The organism is Thalassospira lucentensis (assembly GCF_032921865.1).
Lineage (GTDB): Bacteria > Pseudomonadota > Alphaproteobacteria > Rhodospirillales > Thalassospiraceae > Thalassospira > Thalassospira lucentensis_A.
In genome coordinates this window covers 3,551,964-3,578,546 of sequence record NZ_CP136684.1, presented here as the reverse complement: position 1 = coordinate 3,578,546, position 26,583 = coordinate 3,551,964, and the positions used below count along the sequence as shown (strand labels likewise).

Annotated in this window: 23 protein-coding genes; 6 read left to right on the top strand and 17 right to left on the bottom strand. The window is 53.7% G+C overall.

What is annotated here, in order from left to right; all coding sequences use genetic code 11:
- Window positions 1-24 precede the first annotated feature (24 nt).
- The 16 genes from R1T41_RS17305 to R1T41_RS17230 all read right to left on the bottom strand — a co-directional run bounded on the left by R1T41_RS17305 (window position 25) and on the right by R1T41_RS17230 (window position 18,860).
- Window positions 25-1,974 carry an ABC transporter substrate-binding protein gene (locus tag R1T41_RS17305; RefSeq protein ID WP_317338151.1) on the bottom strand — a complete coding sequence of 650 codons (1,950 nt, stop codon included), beginning with the start codon at window positions 1,972-1,974 and terminating at the stop codon, window positions 25-27.
- Window positions 1,971-3,896, bottom strand: a complete 1,926-nt coding sequence (locus tag R1T41_RS17300) for an ABC transporter ATP-binding protein (RefSeq protein ID WP_062959725.1) — start codon at window positions 3,894-3,896, stop codon at window positions 1,971-1,973. The genes R1T41_RS17305 and R1T41_RS17300 overlap by 4 nt, the downstream gene beginning before the upstream one ends.
- Entirely contained in the window at window positions 3,893-4,507 is a 615-nt protein-coding gene (locus tag R1T41_RS17295; protein ID WP_317338146.1) for a hypothetical protein, read from the bottom strand. Before R1T41_RS17295 ends, R1T41_RS17300 begins: the two co-directional genes overlap by 4 nt.
- Window positions 4,498-5,256, bottom strand: a complete 759-nt coding sequence (locus R1T41_RS17290; protein ID WP_317338145.1) for a polysaccharide deacetylase family protein — start codon at window positions 5,254-5,256, stop codon at window positions 4,498-4,500. The genes R1T41_RS17295 and R1T41_RS17290 overlap by 10 nt, the downstream gene beginning before the upstream one ends.
- Window positions 5,253-6,380, bottom strand: coding sequence for a glycosyltransferase family protein (locus R1T41_RS17285; RefSeq protein ID WP_317338144.1), 1,128 nt, complete (start codon window positions 6,378-6,380; stop codon window positions 5,253-5,255). Before R1T41_RS17285 ends, R1T41_RS17290 begins: the two co-directional genes overlap by 4 nt.
- On the bottom strand, window positions 6,377-6,982 hold the full coding sequence (locus R1T41_RS17280; RefSeq protein ID WP_317338142.1) for a histidine phosphatase family protein: 606 nt from the start codon (window positions 6,980-6,982) through the stop codon (window positions 6,377-6,379). Before R1T41_RS17280 ends, R1T41_RS17285 begins: the two co-directional genes overlap by 4 nt.
- Window positions 6,979-8,127, bottom strand: a complete 1,149-nt coding sequence (locus tag R1T41_RS17275) for a glycosyltransferase family 4 protein (protein WP_317338139.1) — start codon at window positions 8,125-8,127, stop codon at window positions 6,979-6,981. The genes R1T41_RS17280 and R1T41_RS17275 overlap by 4 nt, the downstream gene beginning before the upstream one ends.
- Window positions 8,128-8,139: 12 nt before the next feature.
- On the bottom strand, window positions 8,140-9,408 hold the full coding sequence (locus tag R1T41_RS17270; RefSeq protein ID WP_317338137.1) for a glycosyltransferase family 4 protein: 1,269 nt from the start codon (window positions 9,406-9,408) through the stop codon (window positions 8,140-8,142).
- 21 nt (window positions 9,409-9,429) lie between these two features.
- Window positions 9,430-10,443 (bottom strand): glycosyltransferase family protein, encoded by a 1,014-nt coding sequence (locus tag R1T41_RS17265; protein ID WP_317338135.1) that lies wholly within the window; start codon window positions 10,441-10,443, stop codon window positions 9,430-9,432.
- Complete coding sequence (locus R1T41_RS17260) at window positions 10,406-10,633, bottom strand: hypothetical protein (RefSeq protein ID WP_317338133.1); 228 nt, start codon at window positions 10,631-10,633, stop codon at window positions 10,406-10,408. The genes R1T41_RS17265 and R1T41_RS17260 overlap by 38 nt, the downstream gene beginning before the upstream one ends.
- Before the next feature lie 126 nt (window positions 10,634-10,759).
- The gene (locus R1T41_RS17255) at window positions 10,760-12,340 is read right to left on the bottom strand and encodes an MBL fold metallo-hydrolase (protein ID WP_317338132.1); all 1,581 of its coding nucleotides are present in this window, start codon (window positions 12,338-12,340) and stop codon (window positions 10,760-10,762) included.
- A 77-nt stretch (window positions 12,341-12,417) separates the two neighbouring features.
- Window positions 12,418-13,722: a gephyrin-like molybdotransferase Glp gene (glp, locus tag R1T41_RS17250; protein WP_317338130.1), complete on the bottom strand. Its 1,305-nt coding sequence runs from the start codon at window positions 13,720-13,722 to the stop codon at window positions 12,418-12,420.
- A 63-nt stretch (window positions 13,723-13,785) separates the two neighbouring features.
- Window positions 13,786-15,555 (bottom strand): iron ABC transporter permease, encoded by a 1,770-nt coding sequence (locus R1T41_RS17245; protein WP_317338128.1) that lies wholly within the window; start codon window positions 15,553-15,555, stop codon window positions 13,786-13,788.
- A gap of 12 nt (window positions 15,556-15,567) precedes the next feature.
- Window positions 15,568-16,590, bottom strand: coding sequence for a Fe(3+) ABC transporter substrate-binding protein (locus R1T41_RS17240; RefSeq protein WP_317338125.1), 1,023 nt, complete (start codon window positions 16,588-16,590; stop codon window positions 15,568-15,570).
- 226 nt (window positions 16,591-16,816) lie between these two features.
- Complete coding sequence (locus R1T41_RS17235; RefSeq protein WP_317338123.1) at window positions 16,817-17,833, bottom strand: Fe(3+) ABC transporter substrate-binding protein; 1,017 nt, start codon at window positions 17,831-17,833, stop codon at window positions 16,817-16,819.
- 193 nt (window positions 17,834-18,026) lie between these two features.
- Window positions 18,027-18,860 (bottom strand): 3'-5' exonuclease, encoded by an 834-nt coding sequence (locus tag R1T41_RS17230; protein WP_062959715.1) that lies wholly within the window; start codon window positions 18,858-18,860, stop codon window positions 18,027-18,029.
- Window positions 18,861-19,216: 356 nt separating this feature from the next.
- Between R1T41_RS17230 and R1T41_RS17225 the strand changes: the two genes are divergently transcribed.
- Window positions 19,217-20,248 carry an ABC transporter substrate-binding protein gene (locus R1T41_RS17225; protein WP_297014603.1) on the top strand — a complete coding sequence of 344 codons (1,032 nt, stop codon included), beginning with the start codon at window positions 19,217-19,219 and terminating at the stop codon, window positions 20,246-20,248.
- Between the two features lie 76 nt (window positions 20,249-20,324).
- Here R1T41_RS17225 and R1T41_RS17220 read toward each other — a convergent pair whose 3' ends face one another.
- The gene (locus R1T41_RS17220) at window positions 20,325-20,864 is read right to left on the bottom strand and encodes a MarR family transcriptional regulator (RefSeq protein ID WP_317338118.1); all 540 of its coding nucleotides are present in this window, start codon (window positions 20,862-20,864) and stop codon (window positions 20,325-20,327) included.
- A gap of 239 nt (window positions 20,865-21,103) precedes the next feature.
- On the opposite strand from R1T41_RS17220, the gene proV reads away from it, so the two are divergent.
- From proV to R1T41_RS17195, 5 genes are all read left to right on the top strand, one after another.
- Window positions 21,104-22,309: a glycine betaine/L-proline ABC transporter ATP-binding protein ProV gene (gene proV / locus R1T41_RS17215; RefSeq protein WP_317338116.1), complete on the top strand. Its 1,206-nt coding sequence runs from the start codon at window positions 21,104-21,106 to the stop codon at window positions 22,307-22,309.
- Window positions 22,302-23,405 carry a glycine betaine/L-proline ABC transporter permease ProW gene (gene proW, locus R1T41_RS17210; RefSeq protein WP_317338114.1) on the top strand — a complete coding sequence of 368 codons (1,104 nt, stop codon included), beginning with the start codon at window positions 22,302-22,304 and terminating at the stop codon, window positions 23,403-23,405. The genes proV and proW overlap by 8 nt, the downstream gene beginning before the upstream one ends.
- A gap of 63 nt (window positions 23,406-23,468) precedes the next feature.
- A complete protein-coding gene (proX, locus tag R1T41_RS17205) occupies window positions 23,469-24,485 on the top strand; it encodes a glycine betaine/L-proline ABC transporter substrate-binding protein ProX (RefSeq protein ID WP_297014605.1) in 1,017 nt (338 codons plus the stop codon).
- Between the two features lie 204 nt (window positions 24,486-24,689).
- Window positions 24,690-25,556 (top strand): proline/glycine betaine ABC transporter permease, encoded by an 867-nt coding sequence (locus R1T41_RS17200; RefSeq protein WP_317338111.1) that lies wholly within the window; start codon window positions 24,690-24,692, stop codon window positions 25,554-25,556.
- Window positions 25,553-26,572 carry a glycine betaine/L-proline ABC transporter ATP-binding protein gene (locus R1T41_RS17195; protein WP_317338109.1) on the top strand — a complete coding sequence of 340 codons (1,020 nt, stop codon included), beginning with the start codon at window positions 25,553-25,555 and terminating at the stop codon, window positions 26,570-26,572. The genes R1T41_RS17200 and R1T41_RS17195 overlap by 4 nt, the downstream gene beginning before the upstream one ends.
- Window positions 26,573-26,583 lie beyond the last annotated feature (11 nt).

Genomic DNA, 26,583 nt, shown 5'->3' with positions numbered 1-26,583 from the left:
GCGTTCGATTTCAGACCACTGCGATCAACGGTCCCACCAGAATGTATCGGGACGGTAAATTCCAAAGAAGGCGCCCGGTTCCCAACTGTGAATGCCTTTCTCTGGCACATTCCGCAAATCATTGCGGACCACAACCGGCTGCGGCACATTACCAATCAGACCAATCGAAAACATGTTTTCCGCATTAATATCAAGAATGCCTTGCCAAGCCTCCTTGCGGGCAGCGTCATTGCCCTTCACCCATTTGCCGTAAAGTTCCATGAGTTCCTTTGCAGCAGGTAAATCCGGTGCCTCGCCTGCCTCGCCATTAGTCTGGAAATACTGCCCCCATTTCGGCCATTGCAGGCTATCCTGCTGGATCGGAACGAACTCGGCCGGAACGGTTGCAGGCGTAGCAAGGCCGCTATCGACACCATTGAAAATCGACATGACGGTTTCACCGCTATACGCACGATTACGCAGAACTTCGCGCTGCAATCCTTTGACGAACAGTTTCACACCAATCTGTTTCCAGCTGTCACCGATCAGTTCCAGCATGTCATCATGTTCAGGATTTTCGCCCATGGTTTCGACAATGACCTCAAGCGGACGGCCATCGGGCATCAAACGGATACCGTCATCATTGCGCTTGGTCAGGCCAACTTCATCAAGCAGCGCATTGGCTTTCTTCACATCAAACTTAATGTAGCTTTCGCGATATTCCGGTTTGAAAAGCGGGCTCTTGGGCAGAACCGTATTGTTGGTTGGTGTCGCCAGACCAAAGAACATCACCCGGTTGATCTCGGTTCTGTTAATGGCAAGCGACAATGCCCGACGAAAACGCACATCACGCAGCAATTTCCGCCAGACCGGGTCGGAGCAGGTCAGGTTCGGGTAAAGTGCGGCATAGGCACCGTAACCAACATCCCAAAGATTAACCTTGAAGTTTTGCTGAGGCTCGGACTGCTTGAGGAAGGTATAATCCTGCAGCGACAGAATGCGGCTTTGCAGGTCGACCTCGCCCGCACCAACCTTGGCCGGAACCAGCTTGGCGTTGGAGATGTTGAAGATCATCCGATCGATATAGGGCAACTGATTGCCGTCGGGATCAACGCGATGGTAATACGGATTACGTTCAAAGATGAAGCGGTCAGACGGTTCTTCGGTCCGGATAAGCCATGGCTCCAGCGATGGACGTTCAATATTTTCAAGCCTGTAGGGACGGTCCTTGTCAGTATGGAGCACCGCCCAGCTGCGCAAACCACGTTCTTTGACAATCGCATCAAGTTCGGCGGCATCACGGTAATTTTCGTGAAACTGTTTGAGGTAATGCGCCGGACGATAAATGAAAGGCGGGCGCGTTGCCGCCAGCTCCGTCAGGAAGAACGGATTGGGCTGGGACCAACTGTAACGAACGGTATATTCGTCCAGAACCTCGAATGTTGCCGGTTCATCGCCTACGAACAGGAAGCGGGGCGGACCAACGGGAAACAGTTCATCATTATTGACGATATCTTCCCAGAAATAGCGGAAGTCCTCGGCCGTGAAGGGCTCGCCGTCAGACCATTTGTGGCCTTTGCGGATATGCAGGGTAAATTCATTGCCCGCATCGTTAACATCCAGACTTTCAAGAATGTCAGGCTTCAGATTGAGGTCTTCGTCATAGCCGATCAGGCGGGCATACGCATATACCACCGCCATGCGAATATCGCGTGAACGCCCCATGATGGTAACCAGATCACCACCATATTTACCGATTTCCTTGTTTTCGGCGGTAAAGTCGATGACTTTGGGATGTTCGGGCAGGCGTTCCGCCATCGGTGGCAGTTCACCTTTTGACACGGCATCCTTGAAATACGGGATTTCAGCCTGTGCCGGGCTGCCAAGCGATATTATTCCAGCCAGCATCATCGCCCCAAGGCCAGTACGTGCAAGTTTATTGCGTGACCTGTTGAACCACCCCGCAGAGAACGCAGGAACATTAATCGGGTTCATATGGCGATCTCCTGATAATCGGCACGTGCGGCACGGACAAAATGATCTTCTGCAAACTGGACCATACGGGGATCCGACTGCGCATCAATGGTAAAGGGTGCCGGCCAGCGGCGCGGATCTGAAGCCTTGCCATCGACGATCTTGGTGAAATCCAGAAGATGATCAAGATCGGCAAATGGCACGGCATTAAGCAATGCCTGGGTATAGGGATGAACGGGGTTTCTAAACAACTGTTCGCGCGGTGCCGACTCAACAATCCGCCCGGCACACATCACCGCAATCCGGTCCGCGATATAATCAACCACTGCCAGGTTGTGCGAAATAAACATGTATGTCAGCTTAAGTTCACGCTGCAAATCCTTTAGAAGATTCAGGATTTGCGCCTGAACAGACACATCAAGTGCAGATGTCGGTTCATCAAAAATCAAAAGGTCCGGCTTAAGTGAAAGGGCGCGCGCGATGCCAATGCGCTGCCGCTGCCCACCGGAAAAACTGTGCGGATAGCGGTTCAGGAACCGTGGATCAAGCCCCACCAGTTCCATCAGTTCCAGCACCATTTTCTTGCGATAGGATGTGTCACCGATACCATGAATGATCATCGGTTCCGTGATGATATCCTGCACGGTCATGCGCGGATTAAGCGAGCCGAACGGGTCCTGAAACACAAACTGGATACGCTTTCGATACGGATTGAGCTGATCTTCGTTCAAACCGGTCAATTCGGTCATCTGACCGCTTTCACCGCGAAACAGGATTGAACCGCTATCAGGTGCCATCGCCCGCATGATCAATTTGGAAAGAGTGGTTTTACCGCAGCCGCTTTCCCCAACCAGACCAACACATTCGCCACGATTGATCGTCAGCGATACATCGGCAACAGCAGCAATTTCCTGTTCCTCGGCCTTGAACCAGTTACCTTTGCGCACGGCAAAACTTTTATAAAGGTGGCGGACGGCCAAAACCGGTTCGCTCGCCATTGCCGGATGCAATGCCAGAGACGGTGGAACATCCCCCTCGCCCGAAGAATCCTTGTCGCCACAGAAAGTCAGCAGACTATCTACTTTGGGCTTGATTTCACGCAACGGGCGCAGGCGTTCATCGGGCCCCATATCGAAATGCGGGACGGCAGAAAGTAGCGACTGGGTATAGAGGTGTCCCGGATTGACAAAAACATCATGCGTCAAACCGCTCTCCACAACCCGACCGTCATAAACCACCACCATTCGGTCTGCCATATTGGCGACCACACCAAGATCATGGGTAATCAGCAGAACAGACATTTGCAGTTCCGACTGCATATCCTTGATCAGGCGAAGTGTCTGGGCCTGTATCGTCACGTCAAGTGCAGTTGTCGGTTCATCCGCAACCAGCAGGGCCGGACGACATACCATCGCCATGGCAATCATCGCACGCTGGCGTAAACCACCAGACAGTTCGAACGGATATGTCTTTAACGACCTTTTCGGATTGGGAAACCCGACAAGTTCCAGCATTTCGCGGGCAAGCTCCTTGGCCTCGCCCGTCCCGACCTTGCGATGAAGGCGGACTGCCTCGCAAATCTGATCACCAATGGTATGAAGCGGCGAAAGGGAACTCATCGGTTCCTGAAAAATCATCGAAATACGGCCACCACGAATGGAGCGCATTTCAGCACCCGAGCGATCCAGCATTGCGATGTCGACCCGTGTACCGGGCTTTTTTGGATCAGCGAACACAATTGATCCGTTGGTAATCTGTGCCGATTTGGGTAGCAATCCCATAATTGCCTGGGAAATGGTGGTTTTCCCTGATCCGGACTCCCCGACAAGAGCCACGGTTTCCTGCGGACCAATGCGAAAGCTTACATTTTCGACCGCCTTGACCCGCATATGGGGCAAAACGAATTCGACTTTCAAGTCACGGATACGCAGTATATCGGTCATCTTCCCTCGCCAATGCCGCCTGCCCGACTTGATGCGGCTGCCTGGACCATTGTTTCGGCCTCATCCATGCGCATCAGATTGGTTCTTGTTATGTCGTCGACCAGTAACTGGTTATCTTTGGCCCAATCCCGGGCAATTTCAAGCAGATCATCAAAACCGTCCAATGTTGATTCTGTGACGATTTTTGCATCCCCTGCCTGCAGGGTCAGTTCGAACCATCCCTTTTTGCCATCGCGACGGGTAGAGAAATAACGCAACCGGAATTTGGAAAGTTCCGACCAGGCGAACGCCGTACCACCACGCAGGTTGCTGACCCGGATACCATATTCCGACACATAAATCTTTGATTGAAACCTTAGTAAGGTGCGGACGAAATAGACAACAAACAGCAATGCAAGCCCCGCGGCAGTCCACTGAATGATCGGTAACATTTCAGGGATCAATGCGATAACACCACAAATCAGCAGGCCAGCCACCGATTTCGCCATATCCGGAGCCATAAGTCTTGGTGGATATCCCATGATCTGCACATCACGATCACGCACACCAGCCGGTTTGACCGGATCGGCTGTTTCAACACCGCCGGTTTCTTCGATAGGGCTTATTGCCATGGGAAAACTCCGGGAATTCGCAACCATTTGAGCGCCGCATGCTCAAACGAAAACAGGTTTTCAAGAAATCTTGTCGTTGCATCATCATGAACCAGATGATGGGTTAGAAGCCCCGTGGCTTCCGCGTCATCCACCACACCGTTCCGACGCGCGGACAAATGGGAAATCATCGCATTGATGCATTGATCTTCGCCCGCAAAACCACGCGTTCCGCGCCAGTCAATCACGTCGACATGCGTATTGACCATCAGGAGCCCCGGAACGGGACAGGCATCTGATCGCGCGTTAAACGTACTGATACCGCGCAGGCCAAGTGACGGCAAAGCCCTCATGACGTCATCGGCGATGCGGTTCCATGGCGGCACCATGACGGGCAGGAAACGGTTGCCAAACTGTGATGACAGGACGTCAAACCCACGGCGAATATCGGTGACAACCGCACCAATATCACGAACATCGTCCAGTTCCTGCTTTTTGCGGCCTGCAGGCATATGGTTGGTATGCGACCAGCCGTGTTGCAACACCCGGGTATCAAGTGTTTCTGCCAGACGCAGTACAAGATCGTGTTCAAGATCAGCCGGGATCACTGCAAGAGCCAAAGGAACCCCATGATCCTGTTCGAAGGCAAGAAGGGTTTCCAGGGCTGACGTAACTGCAACCGCGTCGTCGTCGCGCCACCACATCGTGGCAATCCGTTCTTCGGACTGCCACAGATCCAGCTCTGCGCGAAGTTGATCCCAGGTGCTCATGCCTTCCCTCTTATTCTTTCTGCGAGTTTAGCCGCAGTTATCCCTGCCCCGTCCAGAGATATATCTAATTTAACAGGATTCTTCGCCCGATCTATTTGATTTGCCAATGATTGTGGATTCAAATCGTCGGGATCAAGCAACGACAGTACGTTCTTTCCCGCCAAAATAGCAGCACGTTCAGCCTGTTCGCTTTCACCACCATCGGCGAATGGAACCATGACCGATGCGGTTTCCGTCGCCAGAACATCCATCAAGGTATTATAGCCTGCCTGCGAGACGGAAACACAGGCATGTGCCATGCGTTCACGGAAATCCGGCAAAAAGCGATGCAAGTTTATCCCTGTCGGCAGGTTTTCCTCAAGGCGCTGGAATGCTTCACGCGGGAAATGCGGCCCGGCCACGATATCCCAAGGCTGATCGGTAAAGCGGCTGGATAGTGGACGCGCAGCAATTGCCGCCTCAATCAACGCAGTTCCGACCGCGCCACCACCGGCAGAAACAAGAACACCCTTTCTTTCGCCTGCCGCAAAATCGGCTTTGGGTGCGACATAGCCGGTATATTCGATCAAATCGGCGATATCATTGGCAAACGGGAAGCTGCGACCGAAATCAAAAAGCGCCGGATCGCCGTGAACCAGCACACGGTCAAAATGGCTGCGCGCGATATCACGCATCCATGCTTCTTTCGAACGATCGGATTTGCGCACCAGAAGGTCACGAACGGAACAGATACGGGGAATCCCCGCCTGCCCGGCCTTATCGAGTAACGGCAACAATTCAAAGCGGAAGGCCCGACGGCCAAACGGGAACATTTCGACCATTAAAAGCTTGGGCGCAACGACATTGAACGCATCAAACAGAGCCTGCTTTCGCTGTTGCTTCCATGCCTCATCAACCGGGTTGCCGACTTCATCGATCAATCCGGAAAAACCGCTATCTGCGGTTCGGCAAGGGGGAAGCTGGATCACATTATCGCTGCCAAAATCCAATGAGGCATCCGGGATACCTCCGGTGACAACAGTTGTTGTCATGCCAAGCCTGCCAAGTTCCGCATTGATCAGGGCAACGCGTCGGACATGGCCGATGCCAAGCAGATGCTGAACATAGATCAGAATGTCGCTCATGTGGTTGTTCCGTCCCGTTCAAGTAGCGGACAATTCAGATCAACGATGCCAAGCCCGTCATCGGAAGACCAGGAAAAGACATGAATGGCTTTCCAATCGAGTTTGTCCGGGCTTTTTCCCATCATATTCCAACCGCATGCCGCAGCATAAACTGCACGAATAACGCCCTTATGTGTCACGACACCAAAATTACCGTCACGATTGCTAGCCAATGCGGCCTCAACTCGGGAAAGGACATCGCGTGGGCTTTCGCCTCCATCCGGACGAAAGTCCCAGCCGCGATCTTCATTTTCCCGCATTTGCGCACCAAGATCACGGCGCAGATCAGATAGCTTTTTCCCTTCCCAATCACCCCAGTTCATCTCGATCCAATGCTCATCGGGTGAAACACCGTCAATCGCCAGTGCGTCTGCTGTTTGGATTGTCCGGATCAACGGACTGACCCGCCATGGAACAGCACACCATTTTTGGGGCAACTGAAGGCTGCGATATTCGTCAACAGTTTCGGGAAGCAGAGGAATATCGCTTTGGCCCTGAATACGTCTTTCTGCATTCCACGCGGTAACGCCATGCCGTAACAGGGCAAAATGAAAGCTGCTCATCCCTGTTTCCGTTTCCCGTGACTTTCCATCACATCATGCAGGACATTACCAAGCTCTTTGGCCGCAGCGGTTATTGTATGCATCTGCTCTGCTTTCTGCGACGCGGATTGTCCCATATCGCGCAAGGCACTGTATCGGTCTGATGCCAGGCACTCGGCAAGTTTGCCTGCGAACGCATCAATATCGCCAACCGGCACCAACCATCCGGTTTTGCCATCCGCGACAATACCCGAAACACCACCACAGTCGCCCGCCAGAACAGGCAATGCTGCCGCCTGTGCCTCGAGGAGCGCCATACCATAGGCCTCGTTGATCGCTGGCCAGACAAACATATCAGATCGCGCAAGAATGATACGCGTGTGATCGGCATCGCAAAGACCGGCGAAATCAAGCTGATCGGGGTTGATTGCGTGCCGTTCAAAGGCTGCTTCAACGTCGGCGCGGGCCGGACCGTCGCCGATTACGGTCAGATGCCAGTTTATCACATTCCACGCATTGAGCCTGCCAAGTGCGGCTGCCAGCAACTCGTAAGATTTCAGTTTATCGCCCGGCCGCATCATTGCGGTTGTCACCAACTGAACCGGTTTATCGGGATCGATTTCACCGCGATCGGCAGCATGCCAGTTTTCGGTATGAGTAAAGGGTGCCAGATAATGCAACCGGTCCTGAGCACATATCGGCGCCAGACATTCCATATCCGCCTGATTTAGGGAGAATACCGCACTGGCACATCGCAGGGCATGTTCAACGGCTGCGTGGCTTTGCGCCCAGGGGCCGTTTGCACGTTTAGGGGCAAAGGATGCCTCGGCTACGACATAAGGGATATCCAGAGCTTTAGCGATCACCGGACCAATCCAGTCCGGGGCCTTGTAATAAAGATGGTAGGTAAACCAGATATCGGGGCGTTTGCGTTTGCCGTTCTGATATTGCCGCAATAGCCGCACGACCAGCTTTGACGCCAGTTCGGCGATTTGCGCCTGACGCAGGATATTGCCATCGCCAACCCGGCTGCGCAGGCGCGATGCGATATCAACTTTATGTCCGGCTTGCGCTAGCGCTTCACACAGAAGGCACGCCATCAGGCGATCCCCGGATGGTATCGGATGATCAATCGGCTTTAACGGTGCATAAAAGGCGATCTGCACGTTTGCCGTCCCCTACTCCGCTGCCGGTTGTTGCGCGGCAGTTCCGGCTACCGGTGCATCAACACCAAAGCGATGTGCCAGTTCCTTCATGCCGGTATAGAATGAGAAATCCCGTCGAACGATTTCGTTGCCCTTGCGCCCCATCTGATCGCGCAACGCCGGATTGGCAATCAATTCAGCCATTGCCAAGGACAATGATTTGGGATCACGTTCGGGAACAAGTTTGCCGTTAAGGCCATCGGTAATCAGTTCCGGAATGGCTGAAATTGCCGTTGAAACCGCCGCCAGACCGCAAAGCTGTGCTTCCATCAGGACATTTGGTAATCCGTCACGATCACCATCCTGTTCCACCCGGCTTGCCAGCACGAACAGATCGGCGGACTGACAGGCCGCAATCACTTCTTTCTGGTCACGCGGCCCCTGCCAGTCACAATGATCGGAAATTCCAAGATCGGTCGCGAGCGATTTGTATTTATCGCCATTGCCACCACCAATATGAACAAACCGCCAATGCAGATTCTTGGGTAAATCAGCAAGTGCACGCAGAAGATCGTCATAACCCTTTTTCCCGACCAGCCGACCAACCGACAGAATCGTTACCGGATGTTCGGGATCCCGGCCGTCACGGGGCATCCGGTCCGGCAAATCTTCCGGGAAACGTGAAAAATCAAGGCCGTGATAAAGCAAATTCACCTTGGCCGGATCATCGGCCAGCTTTTGCAGATGGTCGACATTGGCCTTCGTGCAGGTCACCAGCCAATCCATATCGGCCAGCTTTTCACGCATGTCCCAATCTTCGCTGGTATAGATATCCTTGGCATGTGCAGAACAACACCACGGAAGACCGCGCATCATCGCTGTATATCGCGCAACCGATGCCGGGGTATGCAGGAAATGGGCGTAGATGCGCGTGATATCGTCCGGCAGCTCCGCCGCCATTACCAATGCTTGCGCAAAACGACGGGCGCGGTTCGGCGTGCGATCCCGGCGATAGTCCTGCCACCAGATATTTCTCGCCCGACGATATCCCGGCATTTTGCGGGCCTTTAACCAGCCGCGAAACACGCGCATCGGTTCCTGATAGACATATTCCGGCAGGTAATCGATTTCAGCCGTGATCCTTTCGTGGACCGGATGGCGTTTTTTATCGGTCGGATGACGCAGTGATACAATACGATAAGGAATACCTGCCTGCTGAATACCGAGGATTTCCTGGGCAATAAAGGTTTCCGACAATCGTGGATATCCTTTCACCACGATTGCAAGCTTGTCGCATGTCATCTGTTGTTATCCCGGAAAATCTTACTCTGCGGCAAGCTGCGGCGGCAGCCAGCGTTCAACCTGATCGCCAACACTATCAAGGCCACCCATCAGGTTTGGCACGGTTACATGTGACGGCTTTGGCTGATCAATCAGACCCCGAAGGGCTTGGGCCATCTGCATCGGCGGACGCCCGCCATCTTCGGTCAGCATTTTGACCAGACCAAGTTTTTCGGCAGCCGACGCGCGAACATATTGTTCAAGCCGCGGCACGGTGCGCGGCACGATTATTGCCGGTTTGTCAAAGGACAGGATTTCACAAAACGTGTTGTATCCACCCATTGCGATCACACCGGCGGATCGATCCATCAGCATTTCGACATTGGCATCGAAGGTAATGACCGAAAGCTTATCAATCTTTTCCGCGCGTTCCATGAACGCCTGCTGGTCATTTGGTGCCATGAACGGCCCCAGCACGACAAGCGAAGGAACAGGAATATCAGTATCGGCCTCATAGGCACTGATCACCCAATCAACCAGATTAACCCCGTCCCCTCCACCACCGGTCGTGACGAGATAATAGGGTTCCTCAAGACCAAGCGCGCCATGTTCTGGGGTCGGTTTGCGCGTCGCGGTACGTGGCAGATAACCGGTATAGGTCATTTTTTCTTCGACACCCGGCGGCAGATCAATGCCTTCAAGCGGATTGCAAATGTCTTTGAGGCCATAGACCCAGATTTCGTCGTAAAGGTCGGCCAGAGCCGGAACGCATTTTTTGCGATCCCATTCTTCACGCAGATTGACCGGGTCATCCATCACGTCGCGCAAGCCCATGACAAGGCGCGTGCGACGGTGGCGCAACATCTGAAGTGTCGATTTAACTTCACCGCGCAAGCCAAGCGGTTCCTTGTCGACGATGAACAGATCGGGATTAAACACATCGGCGGTATGCTGAATAATGGATTCACGCATCGCCAGAGTCTGATCGACGTCGATATTCAGATTAAGCGATGTGTATTCACCATTCGAGAGCTTGATCACGCCCGGAATACGCACAAAATCGAACTCGTGAACGGAATTCGAAACTGCCGATGATCGGCGACCCGGAAAGGATCAGCACAGACACATCGTCCCGACGCGAAACAAGCGCATGCGCAATGGTCCGGCAGCGGCGCAAATGGCCCAAGCCGAATGTATCGTGGCTATAGATCAGAACACGATAGCCGGTATTCCCCACGATCGACATATATCCGCCCGCTCTCGTAGTGTCCCTCGATACCTTCTCAACCCGATATAGGGTGACACGATATCGCCCGTTGGCAAGCATTTCCGTATTTTACGGTATTTCCAGCCTGCCATCGGGCTATTGCTCTCATGCCGATGCGATATCTTGCAAGACTTTTTCGAGCAGGGCTTCGCGTTTTTCGTTGCTGTCGAGTGCGCGAAGTTTTTCAGAAAGTTCTGTAACACTATGGGCATAGCGGTTGTGCCAGTCATCACGGGACATCTCGCCAACAGGCAGGCGCGGTTTGAATTCGGCCTGTTTTGCCTGCCCGCGTTTGAGCGTCACGGTGTCATCAAGCATCGGGAGTGCGATTTTGCTTTCTTCGATCCCGTGATTGATCATGGCCTGTTGCAAAGCGGCGCGCGCCCCGTCTTCGCCGTGGGTCAGGAAAATGCGCCGCGATATCGGCATCCTTTCCTTTGTCCAGCGCAGCAGCATGTCCTGATCGGCGTGTCCGGAATAGATATCAAGCGTCCTGATTCGGGCGTGCACATCGACTTCATCACCATGAATGCGGACATGCTTTGCCCCGCCCTGCAGCACACGGCCCAACGACCCGGCAGCCTGAAAACCGACCATCAGCACCGTGCATTCCGGCCGCCACAGGTTGTTTTTCAAATGATAGCGAATGCGCCCGGCATCGCACATGCCACTTGCCGATAAAATGATCGCGCCGCTTCTGACCCGTGCCAACTGCATGCTTGCCTCAACATCGGGCACCATATGAAAATTGGGATGGGCCAGGGCACGTGCATCATCATGGGAGAGATGTTTGGCAAAAACCTCGGTCGCGCGCTGGGCCAGCGGGCTATCGACAAAAACATCCGCCTTGGGAAGTTTTCCACGATTAAACAGGGTCGCCAGATCGACAAGCAGTTCCTGTGTACGGGCCACTGCGAAACTCGGGATTACAAGATTACCGCCGGCCTGAATGGCTTGGCGAACCTCCACAGCCAGCATTTCGCGGCGCTCTGCATCGCTGACTTCGGGGCGATTGCGATCACCATAGGTGGATTCAACAAACAGATAATCGATGTTTTTCGGCCCTTCGGGCGCATCGTTAAACACCGCCTCGCCCGTGCCGATATCGCCAGAAAACAGCAGTCGCAGGGTACGTGGCTCACCGTCCGGGGCCTCATCATCCACTTCGATTTCTATCGAAGCGGATCCCAAAAGATGCCCGGCATCCCAGTAGCGCGCCCGTAAGCCCGGCAGAACTTCACGCCATTCATGATAGTCGACGGGTTGCAACCGTTTGAGAGTTTTTTCCGCATCTTCGCGGGTATAGATCGGGGTGACTTCCGGTCGGCCGCGCCGAACATTGCGGCGGTTAAGGCGTTCGACCTCTGTTTCCTGAATGTAACCGGAATCAGGCAGCATATAGGTCAGTAGGTCGCAGGTCGGTTCCGTCGCATAAATCGGCCCGTTAAAACCTGCCTTTACCAGTTTGGGAAGTAAGCCGGAATGATCGATATGCGCATGGGTCAAAAGCACCCCACGAATGTCAGCAGCCTTGAACGGGAAAGCCCCATAGTTCAGTTCGCGAACTGTCTTGCTGCCCTGAAACATACCGCAATCGACAACGATGTCACCACTGTCGGTGCGCAGTAGATAACATGAACCGGTAACACCACCCGCAGCCCCGCAAAAAGTCACTGATACAGTCATCCGCTTTCCACCCCTGTTCCGATGTTTTGTTAAACATCACCGGAAAAGGATGCAAATTCCATGATCTGGATCAGTTTTTAAAATGCCTGCAAACCACCAAATGGCAGATAGAGTACCTGATCACCCGTTCTGACCTGCCCGCAATCCTCGGCGATTTCGATCAGGCCTTGGGCCCACACCATCGAGGATAACATGCCGGAACTCGCCGAATGGTAAGGCATCGCAACCCATTGCCCATCGTCATCCTGCACCAGACGGGCGCGCAGCCATTCGCGACGCCCCGTACCACGTTTAAAGTCAAACCCTGCGATGGCCGGCAATCGCAGGGGCGCACAAACGTCGTCCGATGCCCCCATCATATGCGAAAGAAGCGGCATGGCATAAAGCAGCCCGGAAACCATCACCGAAACCGGATTTCCCGGTAAGCCGATGACAACACAATCCCCAATACGACCGCGCATCAAAGGTTTGCCGGGTTTGATTGCCAGCTTCCATGCCTGAATTTCACCAAGACTATCGACAACAGGCTTCAACAGATCCGCCTTACCAACAGATACCCCACCCGATGTCATGATGACATCATGTGTTTGGGCGGCCCCCTTTAAGGCGGTTTTCAACACATCAAAATCATCAGCCAGAAGGCCGAGATCAGTAATCGCGCACCCGCAAGCGCGCAACATGCCGATCATGGCAAACCGATTAGAATCGTAAACGCCACCGGGCGGCAGCGGATCTCCGGGCTTAGCCAGTTCATCCCCGGTCGAGAAAACGGCAACCGACAAGGGCTTCGACACCGACACTGACTGATACCCCTGCCCGGCGGCAACCGCGATATCCTGCGGGCGCAAGCGTTTACCGGCTGGCAGGATAACCGCACCAGTCGCAACATCTTCGCCGCGACGACGGATATGTTGATGCTGGCGGGTCTTTGCGACCACATCCTGCGAAACGGTCAAAAGCGTTTCCTCGGCATTCGCCGTGACATTTTCCTGAATGATGATGCAATCTGCGCCCTCAGGAATGGCAGCCCCAGTTGCAATACGGATTGCCTGCCCGCGCGGGATTTCCCCCGCAAACGGATGCCCCGCCAGCGACACACCGCCAACAGTGATTTGCACATCCCCCTTACCAACAAATTCCTGCAAGTCGGAATGGCAAAATGCATATCCATCCATTGCCGAGTTATCCACCGACGGGACGTCGACCCTGGCAACGATATCCTTGCGCAAGATCGTCCCATAACAATCAGTAAGAGGCGCCTCAATTACAGGTAGACGAACAGCGACTTCGTCAAATGCAATACGCAGCGCATCTTCAAGCCGCGTCAGTCCCGGTTGGTGGCAAATATCTGAATTGGCAGGATTATTATGTGGCGTGGTCATCAGCAGCCTGTCGAACTTAACGGGATCATATAGCGGAGATAGTGATCCGCCGGAACGGGAACGTCAATGGCGCGACGATGCGCCATCATGCCCCGGGCGGGATCGGGAAATCGCCCGACTTAACATAATCACCGGAACGACACCGACAATGACGATGGTCAATGCACCAAGGGCTGCCTGTTCGATCATTTCATCCTTGGCGAACTGATAGACATGCGTCGCCAGTGTTTCGAAATTGAACGGCCGAAGGATCAGCGTCGCCGGAAGTTCCTTCATCGCGTCCACAAAGACGAGAACCGCCGCTGCCAGAATGCCGCCACGCACCATCGGAAAATGAATGCGCTTCAATGTTCCCCAAGGGCTTTCGCCCAATGTGCGGGCCGCGTCATCCATGCTTGGTCGGACCTTGCCAAGTGCAGCCTCAATAGAGCCATAGGAAACCGCCATAAAACGCACAGCATAGGCAAAAACAATGGCAAAGACGGTCCCGCTCAGAAGCAGGCCGGTAGATATGCCAAACGTTTCGCGCATCATGGCATCAACCGCGTTATCAAACCGCGCAAACGGGATCAGAACCCCGATTGCCAGAACCGCCCCGGGCACGGCATAGCCGACAGATGCCATGCGAATGCAGAACCGCAGAAGAGGTTGCGGGAAAAGACGCAAGGCATAGCCAAGGAACACGGCACAACCAACCGCAACAAAGGTTGCAAGACCCGATACCAGCAAACTATTGCCAGCAAATTCAAAGAAATCGGCGGTCCAGCTTTGATCAAAATAGCCAACGGAATAATAGACCAACACCAATGATGGGATCACAAAACCCAGCACAATCGGTAGGATGCAGACAGACAGCGCAAAAAATTTGGCGACCGGACCAAGCTCATAACCCGGTAATTCCTGAAAGCGGTTGGTCGTATCGTGGAAACGCTGGCGACGGCGCGAATAACGTTCAGCGACGATCAGGACAATCACTACCGCCAGCATGGTCAGCGCGATCTGGGCAGCTCCGCCGGCATTTCCCATACCGAGCCAGACATTAAAAATACCGGCCGTCAGGGTATGGACAGCAAAGAAATCGATGGTCCCGAAATCATTCAAGGTTTCCATCAGCGCAATGACGACACCAACCACGATAGCCGGACGCGCCAAAGGCAAGGCAACCGTTACGAACGAGTTCCAGGCCGAACGCCCGAGAACACGTGCAGCTTCGAGAACACAGACCGACTGTGCCAAAAAGGCAGCCCGGGCCAGCATGTAAACATAGGGATACAGCGTCAGGCTAAGCACCAGTATCGCACCACCCTTGGTCCGGATATCAGGAAACCAGTAATCACGCGCGGTTTGCCAGCCGAAAATCTCGCGCAGAAGGCGCTGCAACGGACCGGCATATTCCAGAAGATCGGTGTAGACATAGGCAACAATGTAGGCCGGAACTGCCATCGGAAGCAGCATCGCCCATTCAAAGAACCGTTTGCCCGGCAGGCGACACATGGTTACGACCCATGCCGCCGAAACACCGATCAACGTCACGCCAATACCAACACCCAGCATCAGGATACCGGTATTTTTCAGGTATCGCGGCAACATGGTGGATGCCAGATGCGGCCAGATGTTTTCCGTCGGGAACAACGCCAGATAAACAACCGCAATCAACGGTGTTGCGACAAGAAGTGCGATAATAAACGCCCCGGCCAGCCAAAGACCTGATTGGCCGCGCGGCAGCCAGCGCATGGAGGTTCCAAGCGAACGTTCGCGCAACGGATCAAGCGTCTCGGTTACAGCAGAAGGCCGGATATCGCGATCGTCTTCGGTCTGGCAGAAATTGTTCACGCGAGCTGCGCCCTATTCGTTAAAGCCGACTTCGTCGATCAGACGAATGGCCGCACCACGGTTATTGGCAACTTCGTTAAGCGGCAAGGTATCGGATTTGAAGGTGCCCCAGGAACGAACCATTTCCGACCAAGCCACCCCTGGCTTGACCGGATATTCAAAGTTCACGTCTGCATACATGTGCTGCGCCTCGTCCCCGGACAGGAATTCGACCAGCTTGATCGCATTTTCCTTGTTCGGCGCATTCTTGATCAGGGCCACACCTGAAATATTCACGTGCGTGCCGCGGTCGCCCTGATTGGGGAAAACAATCCGGACATCCTTGGCAGCATCGGCTTTGTTTGGATCATCAAGCATCTTGCCATAATAATAGGAATTGCCGATTGCCAGATCGCAAACGCCTTGGGATACGGCCTCAATCTGATCGATATCCGCCCCTTGCGGTTTGCGCGCAAGGTTGTCCTTCAGTCCCTGAAGCCAAATTTTTGTGTATTCCTCGCCATGATGGGCAATCATCGAGGCCACCAGTGCGATATTGTAAACATGCATTCCAGAACGGACACAAATGCGCCCCTTCCATTCCGGATCGGCAAGTTCTTCGTATGTCGCAATGGCGTCGGGCTTCACACGGTCAAGCGACGTATAAAGGACACGTGCACGGGTCGTCAGGCCGACCCACAGGTGATCCTGATCACGAAACTGTTCGGGGATATTGGCATCAATCACATCGCTTTGAAGCGGTGTCGCGATATCGGCATCAACGGCGTCCTGAATACGACCAATATCAACAGTAAGCAAAAGATCGGCAGGACTGTTACGACCTTCATGTTTGATGCGTTCAACCAGACCGCTTTGGGAAAACAGTGTGTTGACCCGAATGCCGGTTTCCTTGGTGAATTGTTCGAACATTGGTTCGATCAGGAAAGGCTGTCGCAGCGAATAGACATTTACTTCTTCGGCAGCATTCGCATGAAATGCCGTCAATCCGACCACCGCGCCCATCATGCCAAAGACCTTGTTGCGCAGTGAAGTCATCTTGAATCTCCTGAAATGGTCGCAAAGCGTGAAGGCAAGTAAGAATGATTTGTACTCGCTGCCCGGGAAATTAAAGGGCAGCCACCCTGTTTTGCAAGAGCGAATAGAACATAACCGCCTTGTACGCCTCCTGCCTGTGCACAGAGCCGGCCCCGTTTTGCCGACAAAAAAGGGACGGTAATGGTTACCGCCCCTTTCCGGAATTATTCGAAAAACGAAAATTCAGTTATTCGTCGTAGCCGACCTGATCAACCATGCGAACCGCATCGGCACGCAGACGGGCGATTTCGGCCAGCGGAAGTTCGTCAGCCTTAAAGGTGCCCCACGACTTCACATAATCGGACCATTCAACACCCGGCTTGACCGGATATTCATAGTTCACTTCGGCGTAGATTTTCTGCGCTTCGTCGCCCGAAAGGAATTCCATCAGCTTGACGGCATTTTCCTTGTTCGGTGCACCCTTGATCAGGGTCATGCCGGAAATGTTCATCGACATGCCGCGACCATCCTGGTTCGGGAAAACGATGTTTACCAATTCAGCCCATGCACGCTGTTCCGGATCATCAAGCATCTTGCCATAGTAATAGGTATTGGCGATGGCAACATCGCATTCGCCTTCCTTGATCGCCTTGACCTGACCGCGATCATTGCCCTGTGGCTTACGTGCAAGGTTTGCTTTCAGGCCCTCGAGCCACGTTTTGGCTTCTTCGGCACCATGATGGGCAATCATCGAGGAAATCAGGGCAACGTTATAGTCATGCGAGCCTGGACGAGTGCAAACGCGACCCTTCCATTTCGGATCAGCAAGATCTTCGTAGGTGGTGATTTCACCTTCAGCGACACGATCCTTGGAGGCATAAAGCGCACGACCACGCTGGGTCAGGGCAAACCACTGATCGTTTTCATCGCGCAGATGGGCCGGAATGTTGGTTTCGAGGACGTCACTGTCGACGGCCTCTGTAACACCCGCATCAACGGCTTCCTGAATTCGGCTGATATCGACCGTCATCAGAAGATCGGCCGGGCTATTGGCCCCTTCCTGCTTGATGCGTTCAACAAGACCTTTTTCGGCGAAGATCACATTGACCTTAACGCCGGTTTCCTTGGTAAAGCTTTCAAACAGCGGCTCGACAAGAAAAGGCTGACGCAAGGAATAAACGTTAACTTCCTGTGCCGACGCAGCCGTAGCTGCAACGGTGGCGGCTCCCAACACCGTACCGCAAATAATCTTTCTGATGTCCATGTGAACGTTCCCCGTTGAAATCCATGAAATCCGCATGCATTTGCAAATCAGTTGCAAATGCAAAGATGCAATTAAGCGCCCTGCACCGCGATTTCAACAGAGATCACCCAAATTCAACCCGGCGATGTGATGTATTTCACATATAGAAATATCGACCTAATCCCAAAGATTGCAGAAATCCGGAAAATGCAACCTAAAGCAGGTTGAACGACCCCTTACTTGCGCCTTTCCAGGCATCGAGGAATTCCTGATAAGCCGGAATATCGCCTGCGCGTTCTTCAAGCCATGCAACGGTCAGTTTGATAGCATGATTATAGCCGTCATGGTCGCTTAGACCGGTGTGAAGCACATAGCGCAGATAAAGAAGATAGGTGTTCAGAACATCGGTTTCGCAATAACGGCGAATGCCTTCGATTTCGCCATTGTCATACATATCCGAGACCTTGCTGCCGTCAACGCCGGTCTTGCCGGGAAGATCAAGGGCGGCACAAACCTCGTTCATTTTGGTTCTTGCAGATGCCCCATAGTCGGAAAGAACCTCGGCAAGATCACAATGCCAGTTCGGCGCATAACGCGATGTATAATTTTCCCATTTATTGGCCGACTGATGTAGCCAGCGCGCAGACACACCGTGCTTCATCGCGCGATATTTCAAAACCGGCAGATCAAACCCGCGGCCGTTGAAGCTGACCAACCTGGGATAAAGTTTACCGCAATAGGCAAAAAAGCCGTTTACGAGATCCTTTTCCTCGCTGGTCAGATCGCCACCGGAACGCAGTTCTTCAATCTCGTAGGTTTCCAGATTGCCATCGCGTTGTATCGTCGCACGCAGGAAGCTGATGGCAACGACCTTGTGAAACGGCTGGCGCGGGAAGCCGTTCCGGCCATCGGTGATATCAAGGTGATATTTTTCGAGCATTTCGCGCCCAGTCACTGGATCAGGTGCGGTTTCACCGGTCAGTTGCGGCAAGACATCGATATCGGGAACGGTTTCGATATCAAAAACAAACAGACTGTCATGTGTCATGGTGCCCCCGGCAGAAATGCGTTTCGCGCAGCATAAACATGCTTGGCAGAAGTTTCACGAACTTCCGGGCAAAATTCATCCTCGCAATCACATCCGCACTGACATCTCCTGACACGGCTGTCAGGAGATGCAGTTTAGACTTCAAATCATTATGGCACATCACAAGTCCGGCAAATGTAGGCAAGCAGGGTTGCGTCACCTTTGACCCCAAGGTTAAACTTCACCCCACCTGTATCAGGGGCAAAGTCCAGTCAGGGGATCGAGCACACAACCACTGGTGACATGGCGGCATTCAACCGCCGGACATTGCATTTGATGCGCTTCCGGACCGTAGAAGATAGTCAAAGGGAAAAGTGATGAACATCCTGCCTACCGGAGCCGCAATGCTTATGGCCGCTGGCCTTGCATTCTCTACCTACACAAGCGCACAGGCACAGGATGCCAGTTGCGAGATCGACCGTCCGGTGATGTTCGCCGGACTGAATTATGACAGCGCGCTTTTCCATAACGCGGTTGCACGCTTCATCATTGAAAAGGGCTACGGATGTAAAACCGACGCCCTGCCCGGTGACGTCATTCCGCTTTTGACCGGTGCGGGCAAAGGTGACATCGATGTCGTCATGGAAATCTGGCGTGACAACGTCGCTGACGCATGGAAAAAGGCCGAAGCCGCCGGAAATGTAACTCAGATAGGTGTGAATTTCGATGACGCCGTCGAAGGCTGGTTCGTGCCGCGTTACGTTATCGAAGGTGACAAGGAACGCGGGATCGAGCCGATGGCACCGGATCTGAAATCCGTCGATGACCTGCCGAAATATGCCGATCTGTTCGAAGATGCCGAAGAACCGGGTAAGGGCCGTTTTTATAACTGCCCGGCAGGCTGGGTGTGCGAAAAGGTCAATTCGGGGAAACTCGCGGCCTATGGCCTGAATGACAGTTTCACCAATTTCCGACCGGGCACCGGTGCCGCACTTTCGGCGGCAATCGCATCTGCGCACAAGCGCGGTGAACCGGCACTTTATTATTACTGGGGACCGACCTGGGTCATGGGTCTTTATGACAGCTATCGCCTTGAAGAACCTGCATATGACCAGGCAATTTTCGACAAGCTGAAAACGGATGAAAATCCGACAAAGGCCACAGCCTATCCGGAAAGCACGGTCACAGTCGGGGTGAATACGGAATTCATGAAATCAGCCCCCAAACTGATCGAATTCCTGACGCATTATGAAACCAGCAACGCCATGGTTTCGGAAATGCTGGCCTATATGCAGGAAAACGGTGAAAAACCCGAAGATGCGGCCCTTTATTTCTTGAAAGAAAAGCCGGGCGTGTGGAAAGCATGGGTGCCGGAGAAAGTCGCAGAACGGGTTGAAGCTGCGCTTTAACAACACGGGTAGCAATACCTGATCGCTGTGCGATCTTTTAGATATCGATCACGGGGCAGATTTCGATCTGCCCTTTTTACTGCCTGTTTGCTACCTGTTCCGGGGGTGCCGTCTTGTCACCTAGTTCACGGAAAACCGATCCAATCCGGTCGGCGGTCTGGGGTCGACTTCTTCGGTATCCATCAGGCGGGCCACGTGCTGCAGTGATGCGAGGATACGGCTGCGTTCGTTCTGATCGAAGTCTTTCATAACGCTGCATGAATTCACCATCCATCAGCGGCGGCGTATCACTTAGAACCGCAAGTCCTTTGTCAGTCAAACGGCTGTTGACCACCCGTTTATCATCGGCATTTCGGGCACGCTCGATAAAACCGCGTCCTTCCAGCCGGTTCAGGATCGTCGTTACGGTCGCCTGACTCAGCGATACATGACGGGAGATCTCCTTGACAGTCACCGCACCAAGTTCCTCGATCGCCAGAAGCACGACGAGTTGCGGAACCGTAAGACCACAAACCTTCATCACATGTTTTGAGTGCAGATCGGTTGCACGAATGATCTGCCGCAGAGCAACCAAAACATCAAGAAACTCGCGCCTTCTCTGCTGATCCGAGATCATGTGCGCAATCCTCCCTGTCATATTATGCGCCCAACTTAGCGCCATTATAATTTGACATCAAATGTTTTGATCTGTAACTATCAGATTACAGAATGTGATGAAATTGGGGGAGCAGGCGCGATCCGGCGCAACGATCACACCTGTCTCGACATGACATTTTCAATGGATGGCATCGCGCGGTTTCCGGAACCCGGGATACACGCCGCCTGTTGTCCGATAACAACAAATGACAAGGGCCAATGACCGATAAAATCGTTGTAAAGGACCTTTATAAAGTCTTTGGCGACCGTCCCGATCAAGCCATGCAGATGATCAGTGACGGGATCGACAAAGCCGAAATTTTTGACAAAACCGGACAAACCGTTGGCGTTTGTGGCGCTAGCTTCACCGTTCGTGAAGGCGAGATTTTTGTTGTCATGGGGCTTTCGGGCTCCGGTAAATCGACGCTGGTTCGACTGTTAAACCGCCTGATTGAGCCGACATCTGGCCAGGTGCTTTATGACGGCACAGATATAGCAGCCATGAGCGACGAGGAACTGCGTGAACTGCGCCGCAGGGATATGTCCATGGTATTCCAGTCCTTTGCCCTGATGCCCCATATGAGCGTTGTCGACAACGCGGCCTTTGGTCTTGAGCTGGCCGGAGTTGCCGAGGAAGAACGCCATCAGCGCGCCCTGAACGCGCTTGATCAGGTGGGACTGAAAGCACAGGCGAATTCATACCCCGACGAGCTTTCCGGCGGCATGCAGCAGCGCGTTGGCCTTGCCCGCGCCCTTGCCAATGATCCGTCCGTCATGTTGATGGATGAAGCGTTTTCCGCCCTTGATCCACTGATCCGAACCGAAATGCAGGACGAGCTTCTGACCCTGCAACGCGAACACAAGCGCACCATCATCTTTATCTCGCACGATCTGGATGAAGCGATGCGCATCGGTGACCGGATCGCAATCATGGAAGGCGGCATTGTCGTACAGGTCGGAACGCCAGAGGAAATCCTCAACAATCCGGCCAATGACTATGTCAAATCCTTCTTCCGCGGTGTTGACGTATCAACAATTCTGACGGCCAAGGATATCGTCGTCAAACGGCAGGTTACCGTTATCGAACGCGAAGGCGTTGGCCTTAAAACCGCCCTGAACCGCCTGCGCAACGAAGATCGCGAATATGGTTACATTGTCGGCGACAAGCTTGATTTCCACGGGATTATTTCCGTCGACAGCGTCGACAAGGCAATCAAATCAGGTGCTGACAAACTTTCCGCAGCGTTCCTGCCGGATATCAACGCTGTTGCCCATGACACACAGCTTTCCGATCTGATCGGCACCGTAGCCCATACACCTTGTGGCGTACCGGTCATTAATGAAAACGGCAAATATCTGGGCGTAATCAACAGGGCCAATCTTTTGGCGACTCTCGACCGCGAAGGAGATGGCGCAAATGGCTGACAACAGCAATCCATGGGGTGCCGCCACCGATAACGGTGCGGCAGACGCAGCAAAAGACGCAACCACATCGGGGGCTGCCGATGCGGCCCAGAGTGGTGCCTCCAACCCGTGGGGCAGCGGTGCCTCTGATACGGCAGGTGACTGGCTTTCCAATGCCGCCCCTGCCCCGGAACATCATTTCGACATCCTGCATCCGTTTCAGGATGCGGTGATCCCGCTTGATATCTGGGTCAATCAGGGACTTGAATGGATTGTCGATAATTTCCGCAGCGTTTTTCAGGCGATCCGCTGGCCGATTGATGCCGTCCTGTCGGGCGTCGAGGCCGGTTTGCAGGCAACGCCAGCCATTATTGTCATTATCATTCTGTCGCTGATTGCGTGGCAGGTTGCGGGCCGTCGCCTTGCCATCGGAACGCTGATTTCGATGATTGCCGTCGGCCTGATCGGCGCATGGTCGGAAGCCATGGTGACCCTGTCGCTTGTGATCACGTCGGTTCTGTTCTGCGTGGTGATCGGCCTACCGACCGGTATCTGGCTTGCCCGCAACGAGCGGGCATCAAATACCGCACGCCCGATCCTTGATGCGATGCAGACGACACCGGCATTCGTTTACCTTGTCCCGATCGTGATGCTGTTTGGTATCGGCAATGTGCCGGGCGTGGTCGTGACGATCATCTTTGCCCTGCCGCCTCTGATCCGCCTGACCATCCTTGGTATCCGTCAGGTGCCCGGCGATCTGGTGGAAGCAGCACGTTCCTTCGGTGCCAGCCCGAAACAGCTTCTGTTCCGTGTCCAGCTTCCGCTCGCCATGCCGACAATCATGGCCGGCGTGAACCAGACCCTGATGCTGGCCCTTTCGATGGTGGTGATCGCATCGATGATCGCGGTTGGTGGCCTTGGCCAGATGGTTTTGCGCGGCATTGGTCGCCTTGACATGGGCCTCGCCACGGTTGGCGGTGTCGGGATCGTGCTTCTGGCGATCGTGCTGGACCGCATGACGCAGGCCCTTGGTCAGGATAGCCGCAGCAAGGGCACCCGTCACTGGTACGAAAGCGGCCCGGCCGCACTTATCCGTTCCCTTATGGGCAAGAAATAGCCGGCAAGCCGGTTTGAAAACAAGGGCAGAAAACTGCCCCAATCAACCAACAAGGAGAAGCTAATGACGATCCTGAAGAAACTTTCCACCGGTGCCGCGATTGCGGTGACCAGCTCGTTTCTGATAAGCGGTGCTGCATTCGCCGACGATATGAAACCGGGTGAAGGCGTTGAAGTCCAGCCGCTTAAAAGCTCGATTGCCGAAGAAACATTCCAGACCGTTCTGGTGATGAAGGCACTTGAAGAGCTTGGCTACGACGTCAAGGACATCCAGGAAATCGAATATGCGGCTGGTCACGTTGCCATTGGCAATGGCGATGCAACCTTTTTGGCCGATCACTGGAACCCCCTGCATGCCGATTTCTACAAGGCAGCCGGCGGTGACGAAAAAATCTATCGCGAAGGTGTTTATTCACCGGGTGCGTTGCAGGGTTACCTGATCGACAAGAAAACCGCTGATGAACACAACATCACCAATATCAGCCAATTGTCCGATCCGGAAATTGCCAAGATTTTCGACAATAACGGTGACGGCAAAGCCGATCTTGCCGGTTGCAACCCGGGTTGGGGCTGTGAAGGTGTGATCGAACATCACCTTGATGCCTATGACCTGCGTGACACGGTAGCCCACAATCAGGGTTCCTATTCGGCCATCATCGCCGATACCATTACCCGTTACAAAGCTGGTGAGCCGATCCTGTATTACACTTGGACCCCGTATTGGGTTTCGGGCGTTCTGGTCCCGGGCAAGGACGTGACCTGGCTGCAGGTTCCGTTCTCATCCCTTCCGGGTGAAAACAAGGATGCCGACACCGCCCTTCCGGACGGTTCGAACTATGGCTTCCAGGTGAACAACCAGCAGATCATCGCCAACAAGGCATGGGCCGAAGAAAACCCAGCCGCGGCGAAGCTGTTTTCCATCATGGAACTGTCGGCCAACGATATCTCGGCCCAGAACCTTCGTATGCGCGATGGTGAAAAGTCGGCCGAAGACATCAACCGTCATGCCGATGCCTGGATCAAGGCAAATCAGGCAAAATTCGATGGCTGGCTTGAAGAAGCGCGCAAAGCTGCGATGTGATCGTCTCGAAGATCACGAAATGTGCATTCGATGACGAATGGAACACCCCGCACCCTCGGTGCGGGGTGTTTTCCTTTATGTACCTTTACACAAAACTGTCAGGAGATGTCAGGCACCCAAGCATTTAATCGTGCGTTGGCGGGATCATATTGCTAGGCTCCTACGTTCATTGGTTTTCTGAACACAACCGGCCGGACGCGCACGATGTTTCCAGAACAATTGAATGTGCCCTTGGGCAAATGGGTCAATCGCTTTGTCGACTGGCTGGTGGTGAATTATGGCGACGCGTTCGAAGCGTTTGCCGGCAGCCTGCTGACAGTACTGGTCTGGCTGGAACAGATCCTGCGCGGCACTCCTTGGTGGATCGTTGTGATTGCCATCGCCGTGATCGGGTTTCATGCCAGTCGCAATTGGAAAATTGCCGCAGGGCTTGCGATTGCGATGGTCGCCATCGGGTCACTGGGGCTTTGGGACAAGGCGATGCAGACCCTTGCCCTGATGATCGTTGCCACGGCCCTTTCCGTTATCATCGGTGTTCCGGTCGGAATTGCCATGGCAATGTCAAACCGCCTGCGCGCTGTGATGCTGCCGATCCTTGATACCATGCAGACGATGCCGAGTTTTGTGTATCTCATCCCTGCCCTGATGCTGTTTGGGCTGGGAAAGGTTCCGGCAATCCTTGCCACCGTGATTTACGCAGCCCCGCCGGTCATTCGACTAACCGATCTTGGCATCAGACTTGTTGATCCCGAGGTACTTGAAGCATCCCGGTCATTCGGGGCCAATCGCAGGCAAATTCTGTGGAAAGTACAGCTTCCCCTTGCGCTGCCCAATATCATGGCCGGGATCAATCAGACGACGATGATGGCGATTTCGATGGTGGTGATTGCATCCATGATCGGCGCGCGTGGACTTGGCGAACAGGTACTGATGGGCATCCAGCGCCTTGATGTCGGTGCGGGCACGGAAGCAGGCATCGCGATAGTGCTTTTGGCGGTTGTGTTTGACCGGATCGGTCAGGCCTATGGCAAGCGATCACATCGCAGCCACAAGGCGGAGGGAAAATCATGAGCTATATCGAAATCCGCAATATTTTCAAAATCTTCGGCCCCGATCCAGAAAAGTCGCTAAAGCTTGCACGAGACGGTGCAGACAAGGATGAAATACTTGCCCAAACAGGCCATACGGTCGGGCTGCATGATGTGTCTCTTTCTATCGAACGCGGTGAAACATTTGTGGTTATGGGACTTTCGGGGTCTGGAAAGTCAACTCTGATCCGCCATCTTAACCGGCTGATTGACCCGACATCCGGCGAAGTACTTTTTGACGGCACCGATATCCTTGCCATGAGCATCAATGAGCTGAATGCGTTCCGGCGAAAGCGGCTTGGTATGGTGTTTCAACGCTTTGGCCTTCTGCCACATCGCAGTGTGATGGATAATGTCGGCTATGGCCTTGAAATTCAGGATGTGGACCGCAACACGCGCGAGAATGCGGCACGCAACTGGATCGAACGGGTCGGTCTGGCCGGATACGAGGACAAGTTTCCCAATCAGTTATCAGGCGGGATGCAGCAGCGCGTCGGCCTTGCCCGCGCACTGACCACGGACCCCGAAGTTCTTTTGATGGACGAGGCATTTTCCGCTCTTGATCCCCTTATCCGCAATGACATGCAGGATGAACTGATGAAGCTTCAGGGAGAGCTTCACAAAACCATCGTGTTTATTACCCATGATCTCGACGAGGCACTTAAACTGGGCGACCGGATTGCGATCCTGAAAGATGGTAAACTGATCCAAATCGGTCGACCGGAAGAAATCATCATGCGTCCCGCTGATGATTATGTCCGCGCCTTTACCCGTGATGTGAACAGATCGCGTGTGTTGCGCGCCAAAACATTGATGCAACCGTTGGTCAATGGCGGTGAAGTTAATGCAAGCTGGCCCGAGATTACCGGTGATATGCGCCTTGAAGATATTCTGCCTGTGGCGCTGGCAACAGGCGGATCAATGGCGGTGATCAATGGCAAAAAGGAACCAATCGGGATATTAAGCAAGGAACAGGTGATTGCCGCGCTGGCAGCATAATTTTGTAATTA

Bases quoted from the DNA above. Each gene is read 5' to 3' on its own strand.
- R1T41_RS17305 (WP_317338151.1), bottom strand. From the start codon at position 1,974: ATGAACCCGATTAATGTTCCTGCGTTCTCTGCGGGGTGGTTCAACAGG.
- R1T41_RS17300 (WP_062959725.1), bottom strand. From the start codon at position 3,896: ATGACCGATATACTGCGTATCCGTGACTTGAAAGTCGAATTCGTTTTG.
- R1T41_RS17295 (WP_317338146.1), bottom strand. From the start codon at position 4,507: ATGGCAATAAGCCCTATCGAAGAAACCGGCGGTGTTGAAACAGCCGAT.
- R1T41_RS17290 (WP_317338145.1), bottom strand. From the start codon at position 5,256: ATGAGCACCTGGGATCAACTTCGCGCAGAGCTGGATCTGTGGCAGTCC.
- R1T41_RS17285 (WP_317338144.1), bottom strand. From the start codon at position 6,380: ATGAGCGACATTCTGATCTATGTTCAGCATCTGCTTGGCATCGGCCAT.
- R1T41_RS17280 (WP_317338142.1), bottom strand. From the start codon at position 6,982: ATGAGCAGCTTTCATTTTGCCCTGTTACGGCATGGCGTTACCGCGTGG.
- R1T41_RS17270 (WP_317338137.1), bottom strand. From the start codon at position 9,408: ATGACATGCGACAAGCTTGCAATCGTGGTGAAAGGATATCCACGATTG.
- R1T41_RS17260 (WP_317338133.1), bottom strand. From the start codon at position 10,633: ATGTCGATCGTGGGGAATACCGGCTATCGTGTTCTGATCTATAGCCAC.
- R1T41_RS17255 (WP_317338132.1), bottom strand. From the start codon at position 12,340: ATGACTGTATCAGTGACTTTTTGCGGGGCTGCGGGTGGTGTTACCGGT.
- glp (WP_317338130.1), bottom strand. From the start codon at position 13,722: ATGACCACGCCACATAATAATCCTGCCAATTCAGATATTTGCCACCAA.
- R1T41_RS17240 (WP_317338125.1), bottom strand. From the start codon at position 16,590: ATGACTTCACTGCGCAACAAGGTCTTTGGCATGATGGGCGCGGTGGTC.
- R1T41_RS17235 (WP_317338123.1), bottom strand. From the start codon at position 17,833: ATGGACATCAGAAAGATTATTTGCGGTACGGTGTTGGGAGCCGCCACC.
- R1T41_RS17230 (WP_062959715.1), bottom strand. From the start codon at position 18,860: ATGACACATGACAGTCTGTTTGTTTTTGATATCGAAACCGTTCCCGAT.
- R1T41_RS17225 (WP_297014603.1), top strand. From the start codon at position 19,217: ATGAACATCCTGCCTACCGGAGCCGCAATGCTTATGGCCGCTGGCCTT.
- R1T41_RS17220 (WP_317338118.1), bottom strand. From the start codon at position 20,864: ATGATCTCGGATCAGCAGAGAAGGCGCGAGTTTCTTGATGTTTTGGTT.
- proV (WP_317338116.1), top strand. From the start codon at position 21,104: ATGACCGATAAAATCGTTGTAAAGGACCTTTATAAAGTCTTTGGCGAC.
- proW (WP_317338114.1), top strand. From the start codon at position 22,302: ATGGCTGACAACAGCAATCCATGGGGTGCCGCCACCGATAACGGTGCG.
- proX (WP_297014605.1), top strand. From the start codon at position 23,469: ATGACGATCCTGAAGAAACTTTCCACCGGTGCCGCGATTGCGGTGACC.
- R1T41_RS17200 (WP_317338111.1), top strand. From the start codon at position 24,690: ATGTTTCCAGAACAATTGAATGTGCCCTTGGGCAAATGGGTCAATCGC.
- R1T41_RS17195 (WP_317338109.1), top strand. From the start codon at position 25,553: ATGAGCTATATCGAAATCCGCAATATTTTCAAAATCTTCGGCCCCGAT.